Annotated in this window: 21 protein-coding genes; 10 read left to right on the plus strand and 11 right to left on the minus strand. The window is 61.5% G+C overall.

Annotated elements, in window-relative coordinates:
- Nucleotides 1-56 precede the first annotated feature (56 nt).
- A complete protein-coding gene (locus NR126_RS09305; RefSeq protein WP_027619953.1) occupies nt 57-659 on the minus strand; it encodes a Yip1 family protein in 603 nt (200 codons plus the stop codon).
- A gap of 245 nt (nt 660-904) precedes the next feature.
- On the opposite strand from NR126_RS09305, the gene ttcA reads away from it, so the two are divergent.
- Together ttcA and NR126_RS09315 are read left to right on the plus strand one after the other, a co-directional pair.
- Nucleotides 905-1,729, plus strand: coding sequence for a tRNA 2-thiocytidine(32) synthetase TtcA (gene ttcA / locus NR126_RS09310; protein ID WP_027619954.1), 825 nt, complete (start codon nt 905-907; stop codon nt 1,727-1,729).
- Nucleotides 1,730-1,798: 69 nt separating this feature from the next.
- Nucleotides 1,799-2,470 carry a DNA-3-methyladenine glycosylase I gene (locus NR126_RS09315; RefSeq protein WP_027619955.1) on the plus strand — a complete coding sequence of 224 codons (672 nt, stop codon included), beginning with the start codon at nt 1,799-1,801 and terminating at the stop codon, nt 2,468-2,470.
- A gap of 32 nt (nt 2,471-2,502) precedes the next feature.
- Here the strand turns inward: NR126_RS09315 and NR126_RS09320 are convergent, their stop codons facing one another.
- The 3 genes from NR126_RS09320 to arsC are packed head-to-tail and all read right to left on the minus strand — an operon-like array spanning nt 2,503 to nt 3,876.
- Nucleotides 2,503-2,928, minus strand: coding sequence for a DUF2069 domain-containing protein (locus NR126_RS09320; protein WP_256830068.1), 426 nt, complete (start codon nt 2,926-2,928; stop codon nt 2,503-2,505).
- A complete protein-coding gene (wrbA, locus tag NR126_RS09325) occupies nt 2,921-3,526 on the minus strand; it encodes an NAD(P)H:quinone oxidoreductase (protein ID WP_027619957.1) in 606 nt (201 codons plus the stop codon). Before wrbA ends, NR126_RS09320 begins: the two co-directional genes overlap by 8 nt.
- Complete coding sequence (gene arsC, locus NR126_RS09330) at nt 3,523-3,876, minus strand: arsenate reductase (glutaredoxin) (protein ID WP_027619958.1); 354 nt, start codon at nt 3,874-3,876, stop codon at nt 3,523-3,525. Before arsC ends, wrbA begins: the two co-directional genes overlap by 4 nt.
- Nucleotides 3,877-3,993: 117 nt before the next feature.
- Between arsC and NR126_RS09335 the strand changes: the two genes are divergently transcribed.
- On the plus strand, nt 3,994-4,461 hold the full coding sequence (locus NR126_RS09335; protein WP_027619959.1) for a TlpA disulfide reductase family protein: 468 nt from the start codon (nt 3,994-3,996) through the stop codon (nt 4,459-4,461).
- A 132-nt stretch (nt 4,462-4,593) separates the two neighbouring features.
- Here NR126_RS09335 and NR126_RS09340 read toward each other — a convergent pair whose 3' ends face one another.
- The 4 genes from NR126_RS09340 to NR126_RS09355 all read right to left on the minus strand — a co-directional run bounded on the left by NR126_RS09340 (nt 4,594) and on the right by NR126_RS09355 (nt 9,319).
- Nucleotides 4,594-4,998 carry an META domain-containing protein gene (locus NR126_RS09340; protein WP_027619960.1) on the minus strand — a complete coding sequence of 135 codons (405 nt, stop codon included), beginning with the start codon at nt 4,996-4,998 and terminating at the stop codon, nt 4,594-4,596.
- Nucleotides 4,998-5,432 carry a hypothetical protein gene (locus NR126_RS09345; protein ID WP_105753822.1) on the minus strand — a complete coding sequence of 145 codons (435 nt, stop codon included), beginning with the start codon at nt 5,430-5,432 and terminating at the stop codon, nt 4,998-5,000. The genes NR126_RS09340 and NR126_RS09345 overlap by 1 nt, the downstream gene beginning before the upstream one ends.
- 81 nt (nt 5,433-5,513) lie before the next feature.
- The gene (locus NR126_RS09350) at nt 5,514-6,503 is read right to left on the minus strand and encodes a 2-hydroxyacid dehydrogenase (RefSeq protein ID WP_256830070.1); all 990 of its coding nucleotides are present in this window, start codon (nt 6,501-6,503) and stop codon (nt 5,514-5,516) included.
- A gap of 65 nt (nt 6,504-6,568) precedes the next feature.
- Nucleotides 6,569-9,319: a response regulator gene (locus NR126_RS09355; RefSeq protein WP_256830071.1), complete on the minus strand. Its 2,751-nt coding sequence runs from the start codon at nt 9,317-9,319 to the stop codon at nt 6,569-6,571.
- Between the two features lie 217 nt (nt 9,320-9,536).
- On the opposite strand from NR126_RS09355, the gene NR126_RS09360 reads away from it, so the two are divergent.
- From NR126_RS09360 to NR126_RS09390, 7 genes are all read left to right on the plus strand, one after another.
- Nucleotides 9,537-10,259 carry a response regulator transcription factor gene (locus NR126_RS09360; RefSeq protein ID WP_027619964.1) on the plus strand — a complete coding sequence of 241 codons (723 nt, stop codon included), beginning with the start codon at nt 9,537-9,539 and terminating at the stop codon, nt 10,257-10,259.
- Nucleotides 10,246-11,607: a sensor histidine kinase gene (locus tag NR126_RS09365; protein WP_033866302.1), complete on the plus strand. Its 1,362-nt coding sequence runs from the start codon at nt 10,246-10,248 to the stop codon at nt 11,605-11,607. The genes NR126_RS09360 and NR126_RS09365 overlap by 14 nt, the downstream gene beginning before the upstream one ends.
- Before the next feature lie 117 nt (nt 11,608-11,724).
- Nucleotides 11,725-12,627 carry a cysteine synthase CysM gene (gene cysM, locus NR126_RS09370; protein WP_027619965.1) on the plus strand — a complete coding sequence of 301 codons (903 nt, stop codon included), beginning with the start codon at nt 11,725-11,727 and terminating at the stop codon, nt 12,625-12,627.
- Complete coding sequence (rlmD, locus tag NR126_RS09375) at nt 12,627-13,979, plus strand: 23S rRNA (uracil(1939)-C(5))-methyltransferase RlmD (RefSeq protein ID WP_256830072.1); 1,353 nt, start codon at nt 12,627-12,629, stop codon at nt 13,977-13,979. The genes cysM and rlmD overlap by 1 nt, the downstream gene beginning before the upstream one ends.
- A 114-nt stretch (nt 13,980-14,093) precedes the next feature.
- Entirely contained in the window at nt 14,094-16,337 is a 2,244-nt protein-coding gene (relA, locus tag NR126_RS09380) for a GTP diphosphokinase (protein WP_027619967.1), read from the plus strand.
- 138 nt (nt 16,338-16,475) lie between these two features.
- Nucleotides 16,476-17,309: a nucleoside triphosphate pyrophosphohydrolase gene (mazG, locus tag NR126_RS09385; RefSeq protein ID WP_027619968.1), complete on the plus strand. Its 834-nt coding sequence runs from the start codon at nt 16,476-16,478 to the stop codon at nt 17,307-17,309.
- Between the two features lie 24 nt (nt 17,310-17,333).
- Complete coding sequence (locus NR126_RS09390; RefSeq protein WP_027619969.1) at nt 17,334-17,876, plus strand: DUF2058 domain-containing protein; 543 nt, start codon at nt 17,334-17,336, stop codon at nt 17,874-17,876.
- Nucleotides 17,877-17,940: 64 nt separating this feature from the next.
- Here the strand turns inward: NR126_RS09390 and NR126_RS09395 are convergent, their stop codons facing one another.
- From NR126_RS09395 to purN, 3 genes are all read right to left on the minus strand, one after another.
- Nucleotides 17,941-18,129, minus strand: coding sequence for a hypothetical protein (locus NR126_RS09395; RefSeq protein WP_027619970.1), 189 nt, complete (start codon nt 18,127-18,129; stop codon nt 17,941-17,943).
- A 265-nt stretch (nt 18,130-18,394) separates the two neighbouring features.
- The gene (locus NR126_RS09400) at nt 18,395-19,114 is read right to left on the minus strand and encodes a DUF3108 domain-containing protein (protein WP_256830074.1); all 720 of its coding nucleotides are present in this window, start codon (nt 19,112-19,114) and stop codon (nt 18,395-18,397) included.
- Nucleotides 19,115-19,122: 8 nt separating this feature from the next.
- Entirely contained in the window at nt 19,123-19,770 is a 648-nt protein-coding gene (purN, locus tag NR126_RS09405; protein WP_027619972.1) for a phosphoribosylglycinamide formyltransferase, read from the minus strand.
- Nucleotides 19,771-19,775 lie beyond the last annotated feature (5 nt).

A 19,775-nucleotide genomic window follows, 5' to 3' on the forward strand; every position in this document is an offset into this window, starting at 1 on the left:
GTCGTCGCCACATGAAAAGGCCGCCTTGCGGCGGCCTGTTGGTACAGCATCCAGCGCTAGTTGGTATAGACCGGGCCGACGCCCAGGCCCCAGACGATCACGGTGAATGCCATGATGGCCACCAGCACCACCAGCCCTACGGCCAGGACCGAACTGGAAAACAGAAAACCCTCGTCGGATGGAATGTTCATGAAGGTCGGCAGGCCCACGTAAAGCAGGTACACCGTGTAGCAAATAGCTGCCGTGCCGACGATCATGCCCAGCCACATGTGTGGGTAGAGCGCCGCCAGACCGCCGATGAACAGCGGGGTTGCGGTGTAGGTGGCGAATGCCACACAGCGCGCCAGACTCGGTGTGGCGTCGTATGTACGGGCCATCCAGTGAATGAAAGCGCCCATCACCGCGACACCGCAGAGCATCGCCAGGTACGACATGATGGTCATCCACAGGGCGCTTTCGTGGGTCAGCATGACCGGTGCTCGGCTGCCGATCACCCAGCCCACCTGGGTCGTGCCGATAAACGCTGAAACAGCGGGAATTGCCGCCAAAATCAGTGTGTGGGTCAGGTACATGTGGCTGATGCTTTCCTCTTGGTCGCCACGAATCTCCTTCCATTCTTGATCGGGGTGGGTAAAGAGTCCCACGACGTGATGGATCATAGTCAGTCACTCCTTCGTGATTGCTATCGCCCCCCAACGGAGCGCCTACCGGCCAGTGGCCAAAGGTCTAGAGGTGTGTACGACCTTATGTCGCAGTATAGAAAGGACTGAATCGCGCCGGTACGCTGCCTTTAGAGCAAATCGCGCTGTAAAAACCGACGTTAATCGCAGATGGATAGCTCGCCCGTCCGGCGTTTTTGCGTAAAATGCCGGCCTTTCGTCACACCTCGCGGATTTCAAGCGCCATGGGCACTCTTACGGTCAACCAGAACAAACTGCAGAAACGTCTACGCCGGCAGGCCGGTGAGGCCGTTGCCGACTTCAACATGATCGAGGACGGCGACAAGGTCATGGTTTGCCTGTCCGGGGGCAAGGACAGCTACACCATGCTCGACGTGCTGCTGCACCTGCAGAAGGTCGCGCCGATCAAGTTCGAGATCGTTGCCGTCAACATGGACCAGAAGCAGCCAGGTTTTCCCGAGCATGTGTTGCCGGCGTACCTCAAGGAGTTGGGGGTCGAGTACCACATCGTCGAGAAGGACACCTACTCGGTGGTCAAGGAGCTGATTCCCGAGGGCAAGACCACCTGCTCGCTGTGCTCGCGCCTGCGTCGCGGTACGCTCTACACCTTTGCCGATGAAATCGGCGCGACCAAGATGGCCCTCGGGCATCATCGCGACGACATCGTCGAGACGTTCTTCCTCAATATGTTCTTCAACGGCTCGCTCAAGGCCATGCCACCGAAGTTGCGTGCCGATGACGGGCGCAACGTGGTGATTCGCCCGCTGGCCTACTGCAACGAGAAGGACATTCAGGCCTACTCGGACCTCAAGCAGTTCCCGATCATCCCGTGCAACCTCTGTGGCTCCCAGGAAAACCTGCAGCGCCAGGTGGTCAAGGAGATGCTTCAGGAATGGGAGCGCAAGACCCCTGGGCGCACCGAGAGCATTTTCCGCAGCCTGCAGAACGTGATCCCGTCGCAACTGGCGGACCGCAATCTGTTCGACTTCACCAGCCTGACCATCGACGAAAGCGCGGCGTCGCGCTTCGTCAATGTGGTCAATCTCTGACCCCCTGTCACCGGTTGGGTCTGACGGCGCTCGCGGGCGCCGTTTCCATTTCTATGCTCAGGAGAGGGCATGCACGATTACAAGTGGCTGCACGAGTATTGCCTGAACCGCTTTGGTTCGGCATCTGAACTGGAAGCCCATCTGCCCGTTCCCAAGACCCCCGACCAACTGCGCCAGATCAGCGATGATCGCTACCTGTCGACCCTGGCGCTACGGGTCTTTCGCGCCGGTCTCAAGCACAGCCTGGTGGATGCCAAATGGCCGGCCTTTGAACAGGTGTTCTTCGGCTTCGACCCGGAAAAGGTTGTGCTGATGGGGGCCGAGCACCTTGAGCGATTGATGCAGGATGCGCGGATCATCCGCCACCTGGGCAAGCTCAAGAGCGTGCCGCGCAATGCGCAGTTCATCCTTGATGTGGCAAAGGAGAAGGGCAGTTTCGGCGAATTGATCGCCGAATGGCCGGTGACCGATATCGTTGGCCTGTGGAAGTACCTGGCCAAACACGGCCACCAATTGGGCGGCCTGTCGGCGCCACGCTTTCTGCGGATGGTTGGCAAGGACACCTTCGTGCCCAGCTATGACGTGGTCGCGGCGCTGAACGCACAGAAGATCGTCGACAAGGTGCCTACCAGCCTGCGGGACCTGGCCACCGTGCAGAACGCCTTCAATCAATGGCACGCCGAGAGCGGCCGGCCGATGTGCCAGCTATCGATGATGCTGGCGTTTACCGTCAATCATTGAGGGTTTGGCGCCGCCAGCATCGGCGGCGCCTGTCACGCGGCAGCGGGTTCGCCTTCGCCGGCCAGCTTGCGATTGAGCTGGAAGCGCCAGCGCACATACAGCAGCGCCGAGCAGAATACCGCCAGGCTGGCGGCCATCTCCAACAGGCCGAATACCTGGCGATTGGGGTCGAACGCAGCAATCGCGCCCTTGATGAAGTACAGGTTGACCACAAAGCACATCCACGAATGGCCGCGTGGGCTGCCGCTGATCATTCCCGGTGCCAGCAGCAACAGCGGCACCAGTTCGATCAGCAGGATCACCCAGGGCCGGGCGCCGTGCAGGTCGGCAAACACCAGGTAATAGGCGCAGAGCAAACCGATTAGACCGGAAAAGCAAAGCAGGCTGGCTGCACGGCTGATACGTACGCGGGGTTCGAGCCAGTCGATGGAGGGCAGGATCTTCGGCTTTTTAGCCACGGTCGCTCTCCAGCTTTTGCGCGGTTTTTCCCAGGCGCAGGCCGAGGGCCCGGCACAGGGCGATTTCATGTTCGTTCAGACCGCTCTTGCCGTCCGCTCCGGCGTGATGACTGGCGCCGTACGGCGTACCACCGCCACGGGTTTCCAGCAGGGCCGATTCGCTGTAGGGCAAGCCGGTGATCAGCATGCCGTGGTGCAGCAGCGGCAGCATCATCGACAGCAGGGTGGTTTCCTGGCCGCCGTGGAGGCTGGCGGTCGAGGTGAAGACCCCCGCCGGCTTGCCCACCAGCGCACCGGTCAGCCATAGGTTGCTGGTGCCGTCGAGGAAGTACTTAAGCGGCGCCGCCATGTTGCCGAACCGGGTCGGGCTGCCCAGGGCCAGACCCGAGCAGTGCTTGAGATCGTCGAGGCTGGCGTACAGCGCGCCTTCGTCGGGAATGCTCGGCGACACGGCTTCGCATTCGGTGGAGATGGCCGGCACCGTGCGCAGGCGTGCCTCCATGCCGGACTGTTCGACGCCGCGAGCGATCTGCCGGGCCATTTCGTTGGTCGAGCCGCTGCGGCTGTAATACAGAACCAGAATGTACGGCGCACTCACGGCAGCAGCTCCAATACATTCTCCGGTGGCCGGCCGATGATGGCTTTGTCGCCGACTTCGAGAATCGGTCGCTCCATCAGCTTCGGGTGGGCGGCGATGGCGGCGATCAACTGCGCCTCGCTGAGTCTGGCGTCGGCCAGATTGAGGGATTTGTACTCGTCTTCGCCTGTGCGTAGCAGTTGCCGGGCGCTGATCCCCAGTTTGCCCAGCAGGCTTTGCAGTTGCGTGGCGTCGAGTGGGGTTTCCAGGTAGCGCACCACGGTTGGTGTCAGGCCACGGGCTTCGAGGAGTTCCAGCGCACCGCGGGATTTCGAGCAGCGCGGATTGTGATAAAGCGTCAGATCGGTCATGTGCGGGTCGCATCTTGCGTAAGGTGGCGGCTATTCTACCTGTGTGGCGAGCAGTCCAGAACCTCGCGAGGCAATGGGTCGCAAGCAGTACCTTTTTATTTAGTAAGGATCAGCCCCATGACAAGGCGATTGACCGCAGTACTGGCACTTTTCGCAACCTTGCTGCTGGGGGGCTGTGGTTACGACTACGGCACCGACCAGTTGGGACAGAAAGTGGCTTCCGAACGCCTGGATGGCCAATGGTTCGTGCTCAATTACTGGGCCGAGTGGTGCGGTCCGTGTCGCACCGAGATTCCTGAACTCAATGCCCTGGCCGAGCAGCTCAAGGGACAGAAGATCGGTGTTTTCGGTGTGAATTTCGACGGCGTGCAGGGCGAAGAACTCAAGAGCGCCAGCAACAAGCTGGGGATCGCGTTCACCGTGTTGGCTCAGGATCCGGCGGAGCGCTTCGAGCTGCCGCGCAGCGAAGCGTTGCCGGTGACCTACATCGTCGACGACAAGGGCAAGGTGCGTGAGCAGTTGATGGGTGAGCAGACGGCGGCGGGGGTGATGGCCAAGTTGCAGGCGTTGCAGGCGAAGAATTGAGTGGGAGAGGCGCTCTGCTTGCTTCTTGTAGGAGCGAGCTTGCTCGCGAAGGCGTAACAGGCGAAGGGTATTGCCTGGATTAACGCGTTATCGTTAACGTCCTTCGCGAGCAAGCACGCTCCAGGAAGCGGATCAGCCCTCTTCCAGCCACCAGCGCAACGGCTTGCCTTCGGCCGGCCAGAAGCGCATTTGCTCGATCGGCGAGACGTCCCAGCGTTGCACGGTTTCCAACGCTTGCAGGAAGCGTTTTTCCTGCTCCATCAGCGCCGGCGCGCACATTTTGCGGGTGCTGCCGACTTTGCCGAAGCTCAACTTGTCGCCGTCCAGGGTATAGGGCGCGAACCAGTGGTTGCAGCCGCCGTTGCCGTAGGCGCGACCGTCTGTACCCAGGGTGATGGTCAAGTGGCTATAGTCGATCAACGGGCGCTCGCCAATCCATTCCAGAATATAGCTGCGGTCCTGCTGCAGCTTCACCGGCTCGGCGGCGCAGCCCAGCAGAGACGCAGCCGCCATCCCGGCCAGAACCAGGTGTTTCATTACGCGGACTCCTGGCACTTCGGGCACAGGTGTTTGTCGCCGACGGTTTTCCAGCCCAGCTCGGCAATGCGCGCGGTGGCCGCTGGTTTTTCAGCCTTGTTACCGAGTTTGGCATCGACCGCGAACTCAAAACTCAGCTCTTTGGCGCAGCTGTCGCAGTTGACTTGCCAGGTATGAATCGCCAGTTCGCCAAACACCGGACCGGTGGCTACGGCAACCCACTGGCCCATGGGCTTGAGCAGGTGACGCACGTTGTCGACGGTCAGGCGCATGGACAAGTCCTTGCTGCCTTTGAGGGTCACCAGCAGAACATCGTTGGCACGAATCGAGCCACCGTTGCCGGTGACTTGATAGCGTCCCGGCGTCAGTGCGCGGCATTCGGTCAGGGTGTGTTGCGGGTTCATCAGGGTGTAGCGGAAATCGTGTTCGACCATGGGTCCTCCAAATATGGCCGATATGCTAGCACGCGAAGCACTGGCTCATGGCCCACGGATGTGACCTTCGATCCGGCAGAATCAGCCTTCGACCCGGTTTTGCGGGGTGCCAGCGGCCCAATCGGCAATGTTCTGCAACGTAGTCGCGGCAATCGCGGCCAGGGCCTCACGGGTGAGGAAGGCCTGGTGGGCGGTGACGATCACGTTGGGGAAAGTCAGCAGCCGGGCGAGCACGTCGTCCTGCAGCGGGAGGTCGGAGCGATCTTCGAAAAACAGCTGCGCTTCCTCTTCATAGACATCCAGGCCCAGATAGCCCAACTGACCGGTTTTCAATGCCTCGATCAAGGCCGGTGTATCCACCAGCGCGCCACGCCCCGTGTTGATCAGCATGGCGCCGGGTTGCAGGTCGGCCAGTGACTGGCTGTTGATCAGGTGTTTGCTGTCGGCGGTCAGCGGGCAGTGAAGACTGATGATGTGCGATTGCGCCAGCAGCTCCGGCAATGGCAGGTAGCGACCGCCGAGGGCTTCGACCTGCGGATTGGGGTAGGGGTCATAGGCCAGCAACTGGCAGCCGAAACCGGCCATGATTTTCGCGAAGGTAGCGCCGATTTGCCCAGTGCCGACCACGCCCACCGTCTTGCCGTACAGGTCGAAACCGGTCAGGCCATGCAGGGTGAAGTCGCCCTCGCGGGTGCGGTTGTAGGCGCGATGCAGGCGGCGGTTGAGGGCCAGGATCAAGGCCACCGCGTGCTCTGCCACGGCGTGGGGCGAGTAAGCCGGGACGCGGACGATGCTCAAGCCCAGACGATGCGCCGCAGCCAGGTCGACATGGTTGTAGCCAGCCGAGCGCAAGGCGATCAGGCGAGTGCCGCCGACCGCCAGCTTTTCCAGGACCGGGGCGCTGAGGTCGTCATTGATAAAGGCGCAGACCACCTCGAAGTGCTCAGCCAGGGCGACGGTGTCGAGGCTCAGGCGTGCGGCCTGGAAGTGCAGTTCGTTGGCGCCAGATTGCGCGGCGGCGAGAAAGCTGTCGCGGTCGTAGGTCTGGCTGCTGAAGAGAAGGGTGCGCATGGTCTCATCCTTATTCTGGGTGCACTGAGTCTACAGATCGTGGCACCGCCGGCCATTGCCCTGGATCAGGCGCTGATGCGGGCCTGCAGGGCTAGGCGATTGATCGCTCGTTCGAGATCTTCCAGGGCGGTGTGGGCCTTGGGGTCCTGTTGTTTGAGCAGGGTTTCGCTCCGCTGGCAGGCGGCGCGCAGTTGCGGGACGCCACAATAGCGGGTCGCCCCGTGCAGGCGGTGGACGCGCTCGATCAGGGCATTGTGGTCATGGTTTTCGCGAGCGGCGCGAATCGCCTCGCGATCGGCCTCCAGCGATGCCAGTAGCATGGCCAGCATGTCGGCGGCCAGATCGGCCTTGCCGGCGGCCAGGCGCAAGCCCTCATCGGGGTCGAGCACCAGCAGCTCGTTGGCCTGGCTCGGGCTGTCACTGCGTTCAGGAGTGTGATTGCGCAAGGCGAGTCCGGTCCACTTCAATACCACCTGGGCCAATTGGCGTTCACTGATGGGTTTGGTCAGGTAGTCGTCCATGCCGCTTTGCAGCAAGGCGCGCTTTTCATTGGCCATGGCATGGGCCGTGAGGGCGACGATGGGCAGGGGCGTGTTCTGCCGGGTACTTTCCCACTGGCGAATGGTTTCGGTGGTTTGCCGCCCGTCCATGCCAGGCATCTGCACATCCATCAGCACCAGATCGAAGGTCTCGGTCTGCACCGCCTTGATTGCGGCGTAGCCACTTTCGACCGCCAGCACCCTGGCACCCATGTCTTCGAGCAGGGTCTGCACCAGTAGCAGGTTGGCCGGGTTGTCATCCACGCACAGCACTTTCGGCGCGCGGCTCGAGAGCGGTTCGTTGGGTTCGTTGCGCACCGGGCGCGGGCTGACCAGGTCGGACAGCGCCCGGCGCAGCTTGCGAGTACAGGCCGGCTTGGCCTGCAACTGACTGTGGGGGTTGGGCACCGAGAGGTGGTACAGGGTCTGTTCGGTGGTCGGGCACAGCACCAGCACCTTGCAGCCCAAGTGTTCGAGATCCCAGATGTGCTGGTTGAGGCGCTCCGGTGGCATGTCGTTGGAGGTCACGCCGAGCACCGCCAGGTCAATTGCCTGCTCGGTCTGCAAGGCGCTGGTGACCCCGTTGGTGAGGCTCTCCAGGGTGTTGAACGGGGTGACCTGAAGGCCGCAGTCTTCCAGTTGATGCTGCAGCGCCTGACGTGCCAGTTCGTGGTTTTCCAGCACCGCGATACGTCGGCCCAGCAACGGCGCGAGTGGCAGGTCTTCGACATCATCGCGGGTTTTCGGCGGGCTCAGGCTGATCCAGAATTCCGACCCTTCGCCCGGGGTGCTGTCGACCCCGATCTCGCCACCCATCTGTTCGATCAGGCGCTTGGAGATCACCAGGCCCAGGCCGGTGCCACCGGGTTGGCGGGACAGCGAATTGTCGGCCTGACTGAAGGCCTGGAACAGCGCACGCACGTCCTGGTTGGACAGGCCGATGCCCGTGTCCTGAATGCTGATGCGCAGTTGCACACTGTCCTCATGCTCATCTTCGAGCATGGCGCGGGCAACGATGGTGCCTTCGCGGGTGAACTTGATCGCGTTGCTCACCAGGTTAGTGAGGATCTGCTTCAGACGCAGCGGATCGCCGATCAGCGACAGCGGGGTGTCGCGATACACCAGGCTCACCAGCTCCAGTTGTTTGGCGTGGGCGGCGGGGGCGAGGATGGTCAGGGTGTCCTGCAGCAGATCGCGCAGGTTGAACGGAATACGGTCGAGCACCAGCTTGCCAGCCTCGATTTTCGAGAAGTCGAGAATCTCGTTGATGATTCCCAGCAGGCTGTCGGCGGACTTTTCGATGGTGCCCAGGTAGTCGAGCTGACGCGGCGTCAGTTCGCTTTTCTGCAGCAGGTGGGTGAAGCCCAGGATGCCGTTGAGCGGTGTGCGGATTTCGTGGCTCATGTTGGCCAGGAATTCGGATTTGATCCGACTCGCTTCCAGGGCCTCCTTGCGCGCCAGGTCCAGTTCGATGTTCTGGATCTCAATGGTTTCCAGGTTCTGGCGTACGTCTTCGGTGGCCTGGTCGACGCTGTGCTGCAATTCTTCTTGGGCGTTCTGCAAGGTACTGGCCATGCGGTTGATGCCCGAGGCCAGTTCGTCCAGTTCCTGGCTGCCCAGTGGCGGCAGGCGGGTTTCCAGGTGGCCGTCCTTGAGCTGGGCCACGGCCTGCTTGATGCTGGTCAGCGGGTTGTTGATGGTGCGGCCCATGCGCAGGGCGAGGAGGGCGGTGCAGATCAAGCCACCACCAATCAGCATCAGGCTGGCGAACAGACTGCGATAGCCAGTCAGCAGCATGCCGCTGTGGGACAGTTCCAGCTCGACCCAGCCGAGCAGGCGGTCGTCTTCCCCCGGAATCACCTCGCCCGCCAGGTTGCGATGTTTGCCGAAGACTGGCAGCAGGTAGCGCGTCGCGTCGTTGCCGGTTCGGCGCAGCAGGTGCGTGCTGTCGCCGATCGGCGCCTGGTTGAGCATCAGTGGTCCGGCATGCGCCAGGAGGCTGCGGTCCGGGGCCAGGAACGACACCGCTCGCACGTCCGGTTGCTCCAGCGATTGTTTGGCGATGCGTTCGAGCAGGTCGGCGTTGCTGTGCGCCAGAGGCGGCGCCACCAAGGGTGCCAGCTGTTCAGCGATCATTTCGCCGCGTGTCATCAACTGGGCCTGCAGATCAGTCTGCTGCATCCAGGTGAAATACCCACCCAGGACCAGCGCCATCAGGCTGGTCGGCAGCAAGGTCAGCAGCAGGACACGACCCTTGATCCCGAGTTTCTTCAGCACGCCGCTCTCCCGTCAACACGCGGTTCATCGATGCGGATGCGCACATCCGGCGCGCAACACCTGGCCAGTGTAGCGATTTGCTTGCGGGCAATCCTGGCTAATTACCCGGGGGCGAGTCTGCCTTCCATCGTGTCGCCAGGCCATGGCCCAAGTCACGGGTTGCTCAAGGACAGACAATCTTGAATAATCAGTGATTGAGAATTACTTGCAGAAGCTAATGACTCCCGTATCTGCTGGCCTTCCCCGCATTCTGACCATTGAAGATGACCTCGTACTCGGTGCTTATGTGCATGAGCACTTGGGCCGTTGCGGTTTTCAGGTGACCTGGTGCCAGAACGGCCGGGAAGGTCTGGAAATGGCTCGTGCCCAGGCCTTCGATGTGGTGCTGATGGATATTCTGCTGCCGGGCATGGACGGTCTGGCTGTATTGACCGACCTGCGCTCCTGCGACTCGACGCCGGTATTACTGATGTCGGCGCTGGGCGCCGAGGCCGACCGCATCAGCGGTTTTCGCCTGGGCGCCGACGATTACCTGCCCAAGCCCTTCAGCATGGCCGAACTGCGGGTACGCATTGAAGCCATACTGCGTCGGGTAGCCCTCGACCGGCGGCACGTCGCCCCGGCCGTCAGCAGCGACACCCATAGCCTGCGCTTCGATGACGAACTGTCTGACGTTTATTACGGTCAGGGCTGGGCCGGGTTGACCCGCAGCGAGTATCGCCTGCTCGATACGCTCAATCGCAACGGTGAAGAAGTCCTCAGCAAGGCGTTCCTCTACCAACACGTCCTGCAGCGCGGCTACGCGCCCCACGACCGTAGTCTGGACATGCACATCAGCCAGATTCGCCGCAAGCTCAAGGCCATCGGCTACAGCGAGCGCGAAGTGCGCACGGTATGGGGCAAAGGCTATGTATTGAGCGCCGCCGATGAAGTGGTCTGACGTCCCGGGCCGCCACTCGCTGTTCTGGAAGCTGGCGCTGCTCCTCGTTGCCTTCTGCCTGCTGATGATCTGGCTGAGTTGGTCCTGGGGCCGCTACATGGAGAAGCAGGACCAGTTTCTCTCGCCAGAGGCGCGCGCCACTCTGTCACGCTATGCCGCCGAGGCCGAGCAGGCCTGGTTGAGTGGTCGCCACGAAGGCGTCGATGGCTTTTTGCAGGGCCTGCGCAAGCGTGAAAAAGGTTGGGCCGACGTCGTCGGCGCGGACCTGCAATCCCTCGGCACCCAGCCCTTGAGCGAGCAGCAGGTCGAGCGCCTGACTTTTCTGCGCAACCTCGATTGGCCCATTCATAACAAGCGCCTGCCCGGACTGCGCCTGCCGTTTCCCGGTGATCCTGCAGCCGGCAGCCTGGTGATGGAACTGCCCCAGCGTTTCATGCCGGGGCGCAATCAGTTGTTCTGGCGGGTGATCACCAATGGCGTGATTCCCGGATTTATCACGCTGCTGTTGTGTGTCGGGCTGTACCGCTTGCTGGTGGTTCCGCTCAACAGCCTGCGTGAACAGGCCAATGCCTGGCGTGCCGATCAGTTGGGGGTGCGCCTGTCGAGCCAGACCATCAGCCGTCAGGATGAGCTGGGCGAATTGGGGCGGGCATTCGATCACATGTCCGAGCGTCTGCAGAGCACCGTGGCGCTGCAGCAACAGTTGCTGCGTGACTTGTCCCATGAACTGCGCACCCCGTTGAGCCGGCTGCGGGTGGCCAGCGAGAGTGAGCAGGACCTGGCGCAACTGCGCGAACGCATCGGCCGTGAGGTCGATGGCATGCAGCGCCTGGTCGAGGACACACTGCAACTGGCATGGCTCGACACCGAGCGCTCGCCGCTGCCGGATGAGGCGATCCAGGTCCAGGCGCTGTGGGAAATGCTCAGCGAAAATGCCTGCTACGAAAGCGCCTGGCCGAGCACTCAATTGCAATGTTCTGTGGATGCCGAGTGTTGGGTGCGCGGCAACCTCAATACCTTGGCCCAGGCCTTGGAAAACATCCTGCGCAATGCCATCCGTCACTCACCGGCCGGCGGCCGTGTCAGTCTCGGCGGGGGGCGCGATGGCGATTACTGGCACCTGTGGCTGGAGGATCAAGGCGGGGGTGTGGCCGAAGCCGATCTCGAACGGATCTTCCTGCCGTTCACCCGTCTCGACGGCTCGCGTCCCGGCAATGGCGGCTTCGGCCTGGGACTGAGCATCGCCAGGAATGCCGTACAGCGCCAGGGTGGGTTTATCTGGGCGCAGAACACAGGCAGTGGATTACGCTTGAACATTCGTCTGCTGGCTCACGCTGGGGCGGCTTGAATCGCCCGGTCTGCGGCCTTATAGCGTTGAGCCATAAGCTCCTTACTTTGCGTGATATGGCCCGCGCACGTTTGCCGGTATGATGGGCGCCCCCGCAGTCCGGATTGCGAATACGCCATGACTTTGCAGTACCCAACCATCGCCGATTGCGTCGGCAACACCCCGCTGGTCCGTCTACAGCGCCTGCCTGGCGTGACCAGCAATACCCTGCTGCTCAAGCTCGAGGGGAATAACCCGGCGGGTTCGGTCAAGGACCGTCCGGCGCTGTCGATGATTACCCGTGCCGAACTGCGTGGGCAGATTCATCCCGGCGATACCCTGATCGAGGCAACCTCCGGTAATACCGGGATTGCCCTGGCCATGGCCGCGGCGATCAAGGGTTACAAGATGATCCTGATCATGCCTGACAACTCCAGCGCCGAGCGCAAAGCAGCGATGACCGCCTACGGTGCCGAGTTGATCCTGGTCAGCCAGGAAGAAGGCATGGAAGGCGCGCGCGACCTTGCTCAGCGCATGGAAGCCGAAGGCCGTGGCAAGGTGCTGGATCAGTTCGCCAACGGTGACAACCCCGAGGCGCACTACACCACCACCGGCCCGGAAATCTGGCGCCAGACCCAGGGCAGCATCACCCATTTCGTCAGTTCCATGGGCACCACCGGCACCATCATGGGGGTGTCACGCTACCTCAAGGAACAGAGCCAGGACGTGCAGATCGTCGGCCTGCAACCGATGGAAGGCGCGGCGATCCCGGGGATCCGTCGTTGGCCCGAGGAATACCTGCCGAAGATTTATCAAGCCGATCGGGTCGATCGCATCGTCGACATGGCCCAGGCGGAAGCCGAGGATGTCACCCGGCGTCTGGCTCGCGAAGAAGGCATCTTCTGTGGGGTGTCGTCCGGTGGTGCAGTCGCGGCCATGCTGCGACTGTCGCAGGAGCTGGAAAATGCGGTGATCGTCGCGATCATCTGTGACCGTGGCGACCGTTACCTGTCGACCGGCATTTTCGACGCGCCCAACTGATGGCCAAGCAACCGAGAGGCCTGCGCTTCCAACCCACGGGTGGCAGCAAGGCCCCGCAAGTCCCGACCGGCAAAAAACAGCGCTTGAGCATTGAGCGCCTGGCCAACGACGGTCGCGGTATCGCGTTTTTCGAAGGGCGTACCTGGTTCGTCATGGGTGCCCTCGCGGGTGAGGAAGTTGAAGCCCGTGTTCTTGGCGCCCACGGTAAGGTGGTGGAGGCGCGTACCGAACGGGTATTCGTCGCCAACGAGCTGCGCCGTCCTGCACCTTGCGCCCATGCCGGGCGTTGTGGCGGTTGCAGCGTGCAACACCTGCCCCACAACGAACAGCTTGCCCTGAAACAGCGCATGCTCGCCGAGCAGTTGTCGCGGGTCGCCGGTGTCGAACCCGAGTCCTGGGCCGAGCCGTTGAGCGGGCCGGAGTTCGCCTACCGCCGCCGTGCCCGGGTGGCCGTGCGCTGGGACCTCAAGACGAAGAAGCTGGAAGTCGGCTTCCGTGCCGCGGGTAGCCAGGACATTGTCGGCATCGACCAGTGCCCGGTGCTGGTACAGCCCTTGCAGCCGATCATGAGCCGCTTGCCGGACATGCTGCGACGCCTGAGCAAGCCGCAGGCGCTGGGGCATGTCGAGTTGTTTGCTGGTTCGTCATTGGCCGTGTTGCTGCGGCATATGGCGCCGTTGTCCGAGGCTGACCTGGTCATTCTCAAGGAATTCTGCGCCTTCCATGAAGCCCAACTGTGGCTGCATGGCGAGGGCGAGCCGCAACCGGCGGACAGCGAGCAAGTGCTGGGCTATCGCCTGGAGCGCTGGAACCTGGACCTGGCGTACCGGCCGGGTGACTTTGTGCAGGTCAATGCCGGGGTCAACGAGGCGATGGTGGCTCAGGCGCTGGACTGGTTGCAGCCCGGCAGCGAGGAGCGCGTGCTGGATCTGTTCTGCGGCTTGGGTAACTTTGCCTTGCCGCTGGCCCAGCAGGTTCGCGAAGTGGTGGCGGTAGAAGGCGTGCAGACCATGGTCGAGCGCGCGGCAGCCAACGCCACTAGCAATAATTTGCATAACGCGAAGTTTTTTCAGGCCGATTTATCCCAGCCTTTGGCGGATGCCAAATGGGCCGAAGAAGGCTTTTCTGCGGTACTCTTGGACCCACCGCGTGACGGTGCTTTCGAGGTGGTGCGCAACCTCGCAGCGCTCGGCGCCAAGCGTCTGGTGTACGTGTCGTGCAACCCGGCAACGCTGGCGCGCGACACGCTCGAATTGGTCAAGCAGGGCTACCGGTTAAAACGTGCCGGGATCCTCGATATGTTTCCTCAGACGGCACATGTCGAGGCCATGGCGTTATTTGAAGCGAGCTAGGATGCTCGTCTGGTCCGACTGGACCGCCCGTGCAGGATTCGCCGCGAGCGTGCACGGGCAACCAAGGTCAGCGATTTGACGCATTGAATCTGCGTCGTAGGGAAGGTAAGCAAGATGGTACAGGTGAGAGCACACCAGCCGATCAACACCGACGGCAGTATCAACCTCGAGGCTTGGCTCGATCATGCGGTCAGTGTCGATCCGGCACTGGATCGCGAAGCCTTGAAGGAAGCCTGCGAGTTCGCTCGTCAGGCTGAACAGCAGGACAATGCCGCGAAAAATCTGTGGGCCGAAGGCACTTCGAGTTTTCGCACCGGCCTTGAGATCGCCGAAATTCTCGCCGACCTCAAACTCGATCAGGACTCCCTCGTCGCCGCGATCCTTTACCGTGGCGTGCGCGAAGGCCAGATCCAGTTGCCGGCCGTCAGCCAGCGTTTCGGCCCGGTAGTCGGCAAGCTGATCGATGGCGTGCAGCGCATGGCCGCGATCAGCGCCAGCCTGAGTCCGCGCCAATCGATGGTCATGGGTACCCAGGGTCAGGTGGAAAACCTGCGCAAGATGCTGGTGGCCATGGTCGATGACGTCCGCGTCGCGCTGATCAAGTTGGCCGAGCGCACCTGCGCGATTCGTGCGGTGAAAACCGCCGACGATGAGAAGCGCAACCGGGTCGCCCGCGAAGTCTTCGATATCTATGCGCCGCTGGCGCACCGCCTGGGCATCGGCCATATCAAATGGGAGCTGGAGGACTTGTCCTTCCGTTACCTGGAGCCTGATCAGTACAAACAGATTGCCAAGCTGCTGCACGAGCGACGGCTGGATCGCGAGCGCTTCATCAGCGACGTGATGAACCAGTTGCAGAGCGAGTTGCAGGCGACCGGCGTCGATGCCGACATCAGCGGCCGGGCCAAGCACATCTATTCGATCTGGCGCAAAATGCAGCGCAAGGGCCTGGCCTTCAGCCAGATCTATGACGTGCGTGCGGTACGCGTGCTGGTGCCGGAGATGCGCGATTGCTACACCGCGCTGGGTATCGTCCACACTTTGTGGCGGCACATTCCCAAGGAGTTCGACGACTACATCGCCAACCCCAAGGAAAACGGCTACCGCTCGTTGCACACGGCGGTGATCGGCCCCGAGGGCAAGGTGCTGGAAGTGCAGATCCGTACCCACGCCATGCACGAAGAGGCCGAACTGGGCGTCTGCGCGCATTGGCGCTACAAGGGCACTGACGTCAAATCGGGCTCCAACCATTACGAAGAGAAAATCTCCTGGTTGCGCCAGGTGCTCGAGTGGCACGAAGAGCTGGGGGATATCGGCGGCCTGGCCGAGCAGTTGCGGGTCGATATCGAGCCGGATCGGGTCTATATCTTCACCCCTGACGGGCATGCCATCGACCTGCCCAAGGGCGCGACCCCGCTGGACTTCGCCTACCGCGTGCACACCGAAATCGGTCACAACTGCCGTGGCGCGAAGATCAACGGGCGTATTGTCCCGCTCAACTACAGCCTGCAGACCGGTGAACAGGTCGAGATCATCACCAGCAAGCACGGTACGCCGAGCCGTGACTGGCTGAACCCGAACCTGGGTTACATCACCACCTCGCGGGCGCGGGCGAAGATTGTCCATTGGTTCAAGTTGCAGGCGCGGGACCAGAACGTCGCGGCGGGCAAGACCCTGCTCGAACGCGAACTCAATCGCCTCGGCCTGCCGCAGGTGGATTTCGAAAAGCTGGCCGACAAGGCCAACATGAAAACCGCCGAGGACATGTTTGCGGCCTTGGGTGCGGGCGACCTGCGCCTGGCGCAGTTGGTCAATCTGGCGCAGCAACTGGTCGAGCCGGAACGCGGCAACGAACAGCTGGAGCTGATTCCGCGCAAGGCCGCTGGCTACAAGCCAGGCAAGCGTGGCGATATCCAGATCCAGGGCGTGGGCAACCTGATGACCCAGATGGCCGGCTGCTGCCAGCCGTTGCCGGGCGACGCGATTGTTGGCTACATCACCCAGGGCCGTGGTGTGAGTATCCACCGCCAGGACTGCGCTTCGGTGCTGCAACTGGGCGGGCGCGAGCCGGAGCGGATCATCCAGGTCAGTTGGGGGCCAGTGCCGGTGCTCACCTATCCGGTGGACATCATCATCCGTGCCTACGACCGTTCCGGTCTGCTGCGTGACGTTTCTCAGGTATTGCTCAATGAGCGGATCAACGTACTGGCAGTCAACACCCGTTCCAATAAAGAGGACAACACCGCGTTGATGTCCCTGACCATTGAAATTCCGGGGCTGGATGCGTTGGGGCGGTTGTTGGGGCGTATCTCCCAGTTGCCGAACATCATTGAAACCCGGCGCAATCGTACGCCTTGATCGGATGTTCAGCGCCGATCCACTGTGGGAGCGAGCCCGCTCGCGAAGAGGGTATGTCAGCCGACATCAATGGCGTCTGACACACCGCTTTCGCGAGCAGGCTCGCTCCCACAAGGGATTTTGCAGTGAGAGAGATTGATGTACACACTCCAAGACCTGCTGCACCTGATGAATCGCCTGCGCGACCCGCAGTACGGTTGCCCGTGGGACATCAAGCAAACCTACGCCAGCATCGTTCCCCATACCCTTGAAGAAGCCTATGAGGTGGCCGACGCCATCGAGCGCGGTGACTTCGATCACCTGCAGGGTGAGTTGGGCGATCTGCTGTTTCAGGTGGTGTATTACAGCCAGCTGGCGCGGGAAGAAGGGCGCTTCGAGTTCGCCGGGGTGGTCGACAGCATCACCCGCAAACTGGTCCGCCGGCATCCCCATGTATTTCCTACCGGTGACCTGTACGCGCCGCTGGATGTCCCACGGCTGAGCGAAGAACAGGTCAAGCAGCGCTGGGAAGAGATCAAGGCCGAAGAGCGGGCGGAACAATCCGCGGCGCCCGAGCAGCTGTCTTTGCTCGACGATGTGCCAGCGGCCCTCCCGGCGCTGTCGCGGTCGGCCAAGTTGCAGAAGCGTGCCGGACAGGTCGGCTTCGACTGGCCGGATGCGTTGCCGGTGCTCGACAAGGTCCGTGAAGAGCTGGATGAAGTGCTCGAAGCCATGGCCGACAATGACCCGATCGCCATCACTGATGAGATCGGTGACCTGTTGTTTTCCGTGGTCAATCTGGCCCGCCATCTCAAGGTCGATCCGGAAGCTGCGTTGCGCGGAGCCAACGGAAAATTCGAGCGACGTTTCCGATTTATCGAACAGGCATTGCGCGACACCGGCCGTCCCATGGAAGATTGCACCCTCGAAGAGTTGGACACCCTCTGGGGTGAAGCCAAACGCCAGGAAAAGAATTTGCCCAACTGCGGTTGAGCAGTTGCCTAAGTGAGTAAGCACATGAGCATTTCCCTTCGCGACCAGTTGCTCAAAGCAGGGCTGGTCAACCAGAAGCAGGCCAAGCAGGTCGGCAAAGAGAAGCAGAAACAGCAACGCCTGGCCCACAAGGGGCAGATCGAGCTGGACGACACCCAGCAGCGCCAGGCGCAAGAAGCCATGGCCGAGAAGGTCAAGCGCGACCAGGAACTCAACCGTCAGCAGCAGGAGAAGGTCGAGCAGAAAGCCCGTGCCGCGCAGATCAAGCAATTGATCGAAGTTTCGCGCCTGCCGAAGCTGACCACCGAGGACTACTACAACTTCGTCGATGACAAGAAGGTCAAGCGCCTGTCGGTCAACACCCTGATGCGCAACAAGCTCAGCAGCGGTTCCCTGGCGATCGTGCATCACGCTGGCGGCTACGAAGTCATCCCGCGCGAGGCCGCTCTGAAAATCCAGGAGCGCGACCCCAAGCGTATCGTGCAGATGAACGAGAAGGTCGAAGAGGTCACTGCCGAGGACGATCCGTACGCGGCCTATCAGATTCCTGATGACCTGATGTGGTAAGCCGTCAGGCGCTGTAAACACGAACCCCGCCAATTGGCGGGGTTCGTTGTTTTCAATGCTGTGCTCAGGCGGAGCGGGTCGCTCGCTGTTGTTCCTGGGCTTCGAGTTCGATCCTGTAACTGTGGGCGTCACTTTCAGAGTGGAACATGCCCACCAGCAGGTCCTGCTGATGCACATCCCAGATGTGAATGCCGGCGGCTACGGCTTCATGGGACATATGTGAATCATCGCGTTCAGTTACTTTTACAGTCATCGGCTGGCTCCAATCTCAATTGATCTGCAGCAAGGCGTGTGCAGGCCTTTGTTATATGTTTTGATAGCTTGCTAAGTAAATCCACAGAATCGGTAACGGTCTGTTGCAGAAATTGAGAGAATCCTGCAGCCCAGGCAGGCCGCGACATTCAGTCGCAGGGCGAAAGGTTTCATGACATTTGTTTCATGGTTTCAAGGGCGTTGCGGGCAAATTCGAGGCGAAAAAAAGCCCCGCATTCGCGAGGCTTTTCGAGTATTGCTCAGGCTTATTGGCCTTTGACCGCCTTACCGTCGACCTTACCGTCCTGGAGCATGATGTTGTACTCCTTGCCGTCGGTTTCCACCTGGCGCAAGGCAACGAGCACGTAGCCCCAATCCTTGGCGAACCACATTTCAGTGATGCGCTTGTTGCCACTCTCGGCCGGAGGGCGTACACGCTCGACCTTGATTGCATCGATAGTGCCGACCTTGGTGCTGACCTTTTCGGCGCCCAGCACGCGGAAGTCGTAGGTGTCGCTGTCTTCACCCTCGACCACCTGGTAGCTCATGCTTTTCTTGCCAGCCGCCACGTCACGCTGCAAGGCCAACTGGTAAGTGGACTTGTCAAGCATGCCTGTGTTGAGCGGGACCTTGACCGGGTCGCCGCGATCGGTACCGGTGACCATCTTGGTGGTCCAGTCGAAATCCAGGTCAACCTTCTTGGCTTTGCCCAGGCCGCCGCGCTCAAAATGATACGACTGCGGAAGCAGGGTGTCCTTGTCGAGCTTGAGGGTGCTTTCTTCCGTCAGGCTGGCAATCATCATCGATGCCTTGAAATGCAGCTTCCAGGCACCGTTGGCGTCTTTGGTCAGGCTGCGTTCAGCGGTGCCGCTCATGGGCAGTTGCTTCCAGTCGGCGGTGTAGCTGGCGGAGAACGGTTGAAGGTCTGCGGCCTGCGCAAGCGGCAGGGCGAACAGAGCACAAGCGAAGAGCAGGGCGCGACGCATAAAATCTCCTAGTTACGAATCAAGTGACCGCTGGCCCCAAGAAGCTGGCCATCCAGTAAAGCACCTTCTTCGCCAAGGCTCAGGCGGCCCTCGGCAAACCAGCGTACGGCCAACGGATAAATCTGGTGTTCGCGTACGTGTACGCGTTGCGCCAGACTTTGCGGCGAATCGTGTAACTCTACCGGTATTACTGCCTGTACGACCAGTGGGCCGCCATCGAGTTCCTCGGTAACGAAGTGCACGCTGCATCCGTGTTCAGTGTCGCCGGCCTCCAGCGCTCGCTGATGAGTGTGTAACCCTTTGTATTTGGGTAGCAGCGAAGGATGGATATTGAGCAGGCGGCCCTGATAGTGGCGGACGAAATCAGCGCTGAGGATGCGCATGAAGCCGGCCAGCACCACCAGCTTGGGCTGGAAAGCGTCAATCAATTCGATCAAGGCGGCATCGAAGGCCTCGCGACCTTCGAACGCCTTGTGATCCAGGGTGCGGGTGTCGATACCTGCATCCCGGGCGCGCTGCAGGCCGTAGGCATCAGCGCGGTTCGAGATCACGGCACGAATGCGGGCAGGGTTGCCCGCAGTCTGTGCGTCGATCAAAGCCTGCAAGTTACTGCCGGTGCCGGACAGCAGCACCACAACATCACAGGTCTGCGACATCGGCT

This window comes from Pseudomonas sp. Pse1 (assembly GCF_024519635.1).
Taxonomy (GTDB): Bacteria; Pseudomonadota; Gammaproteobacteria; order Pseudomonadales; family Pseudomonadaceae; genus Aquipseudomonas.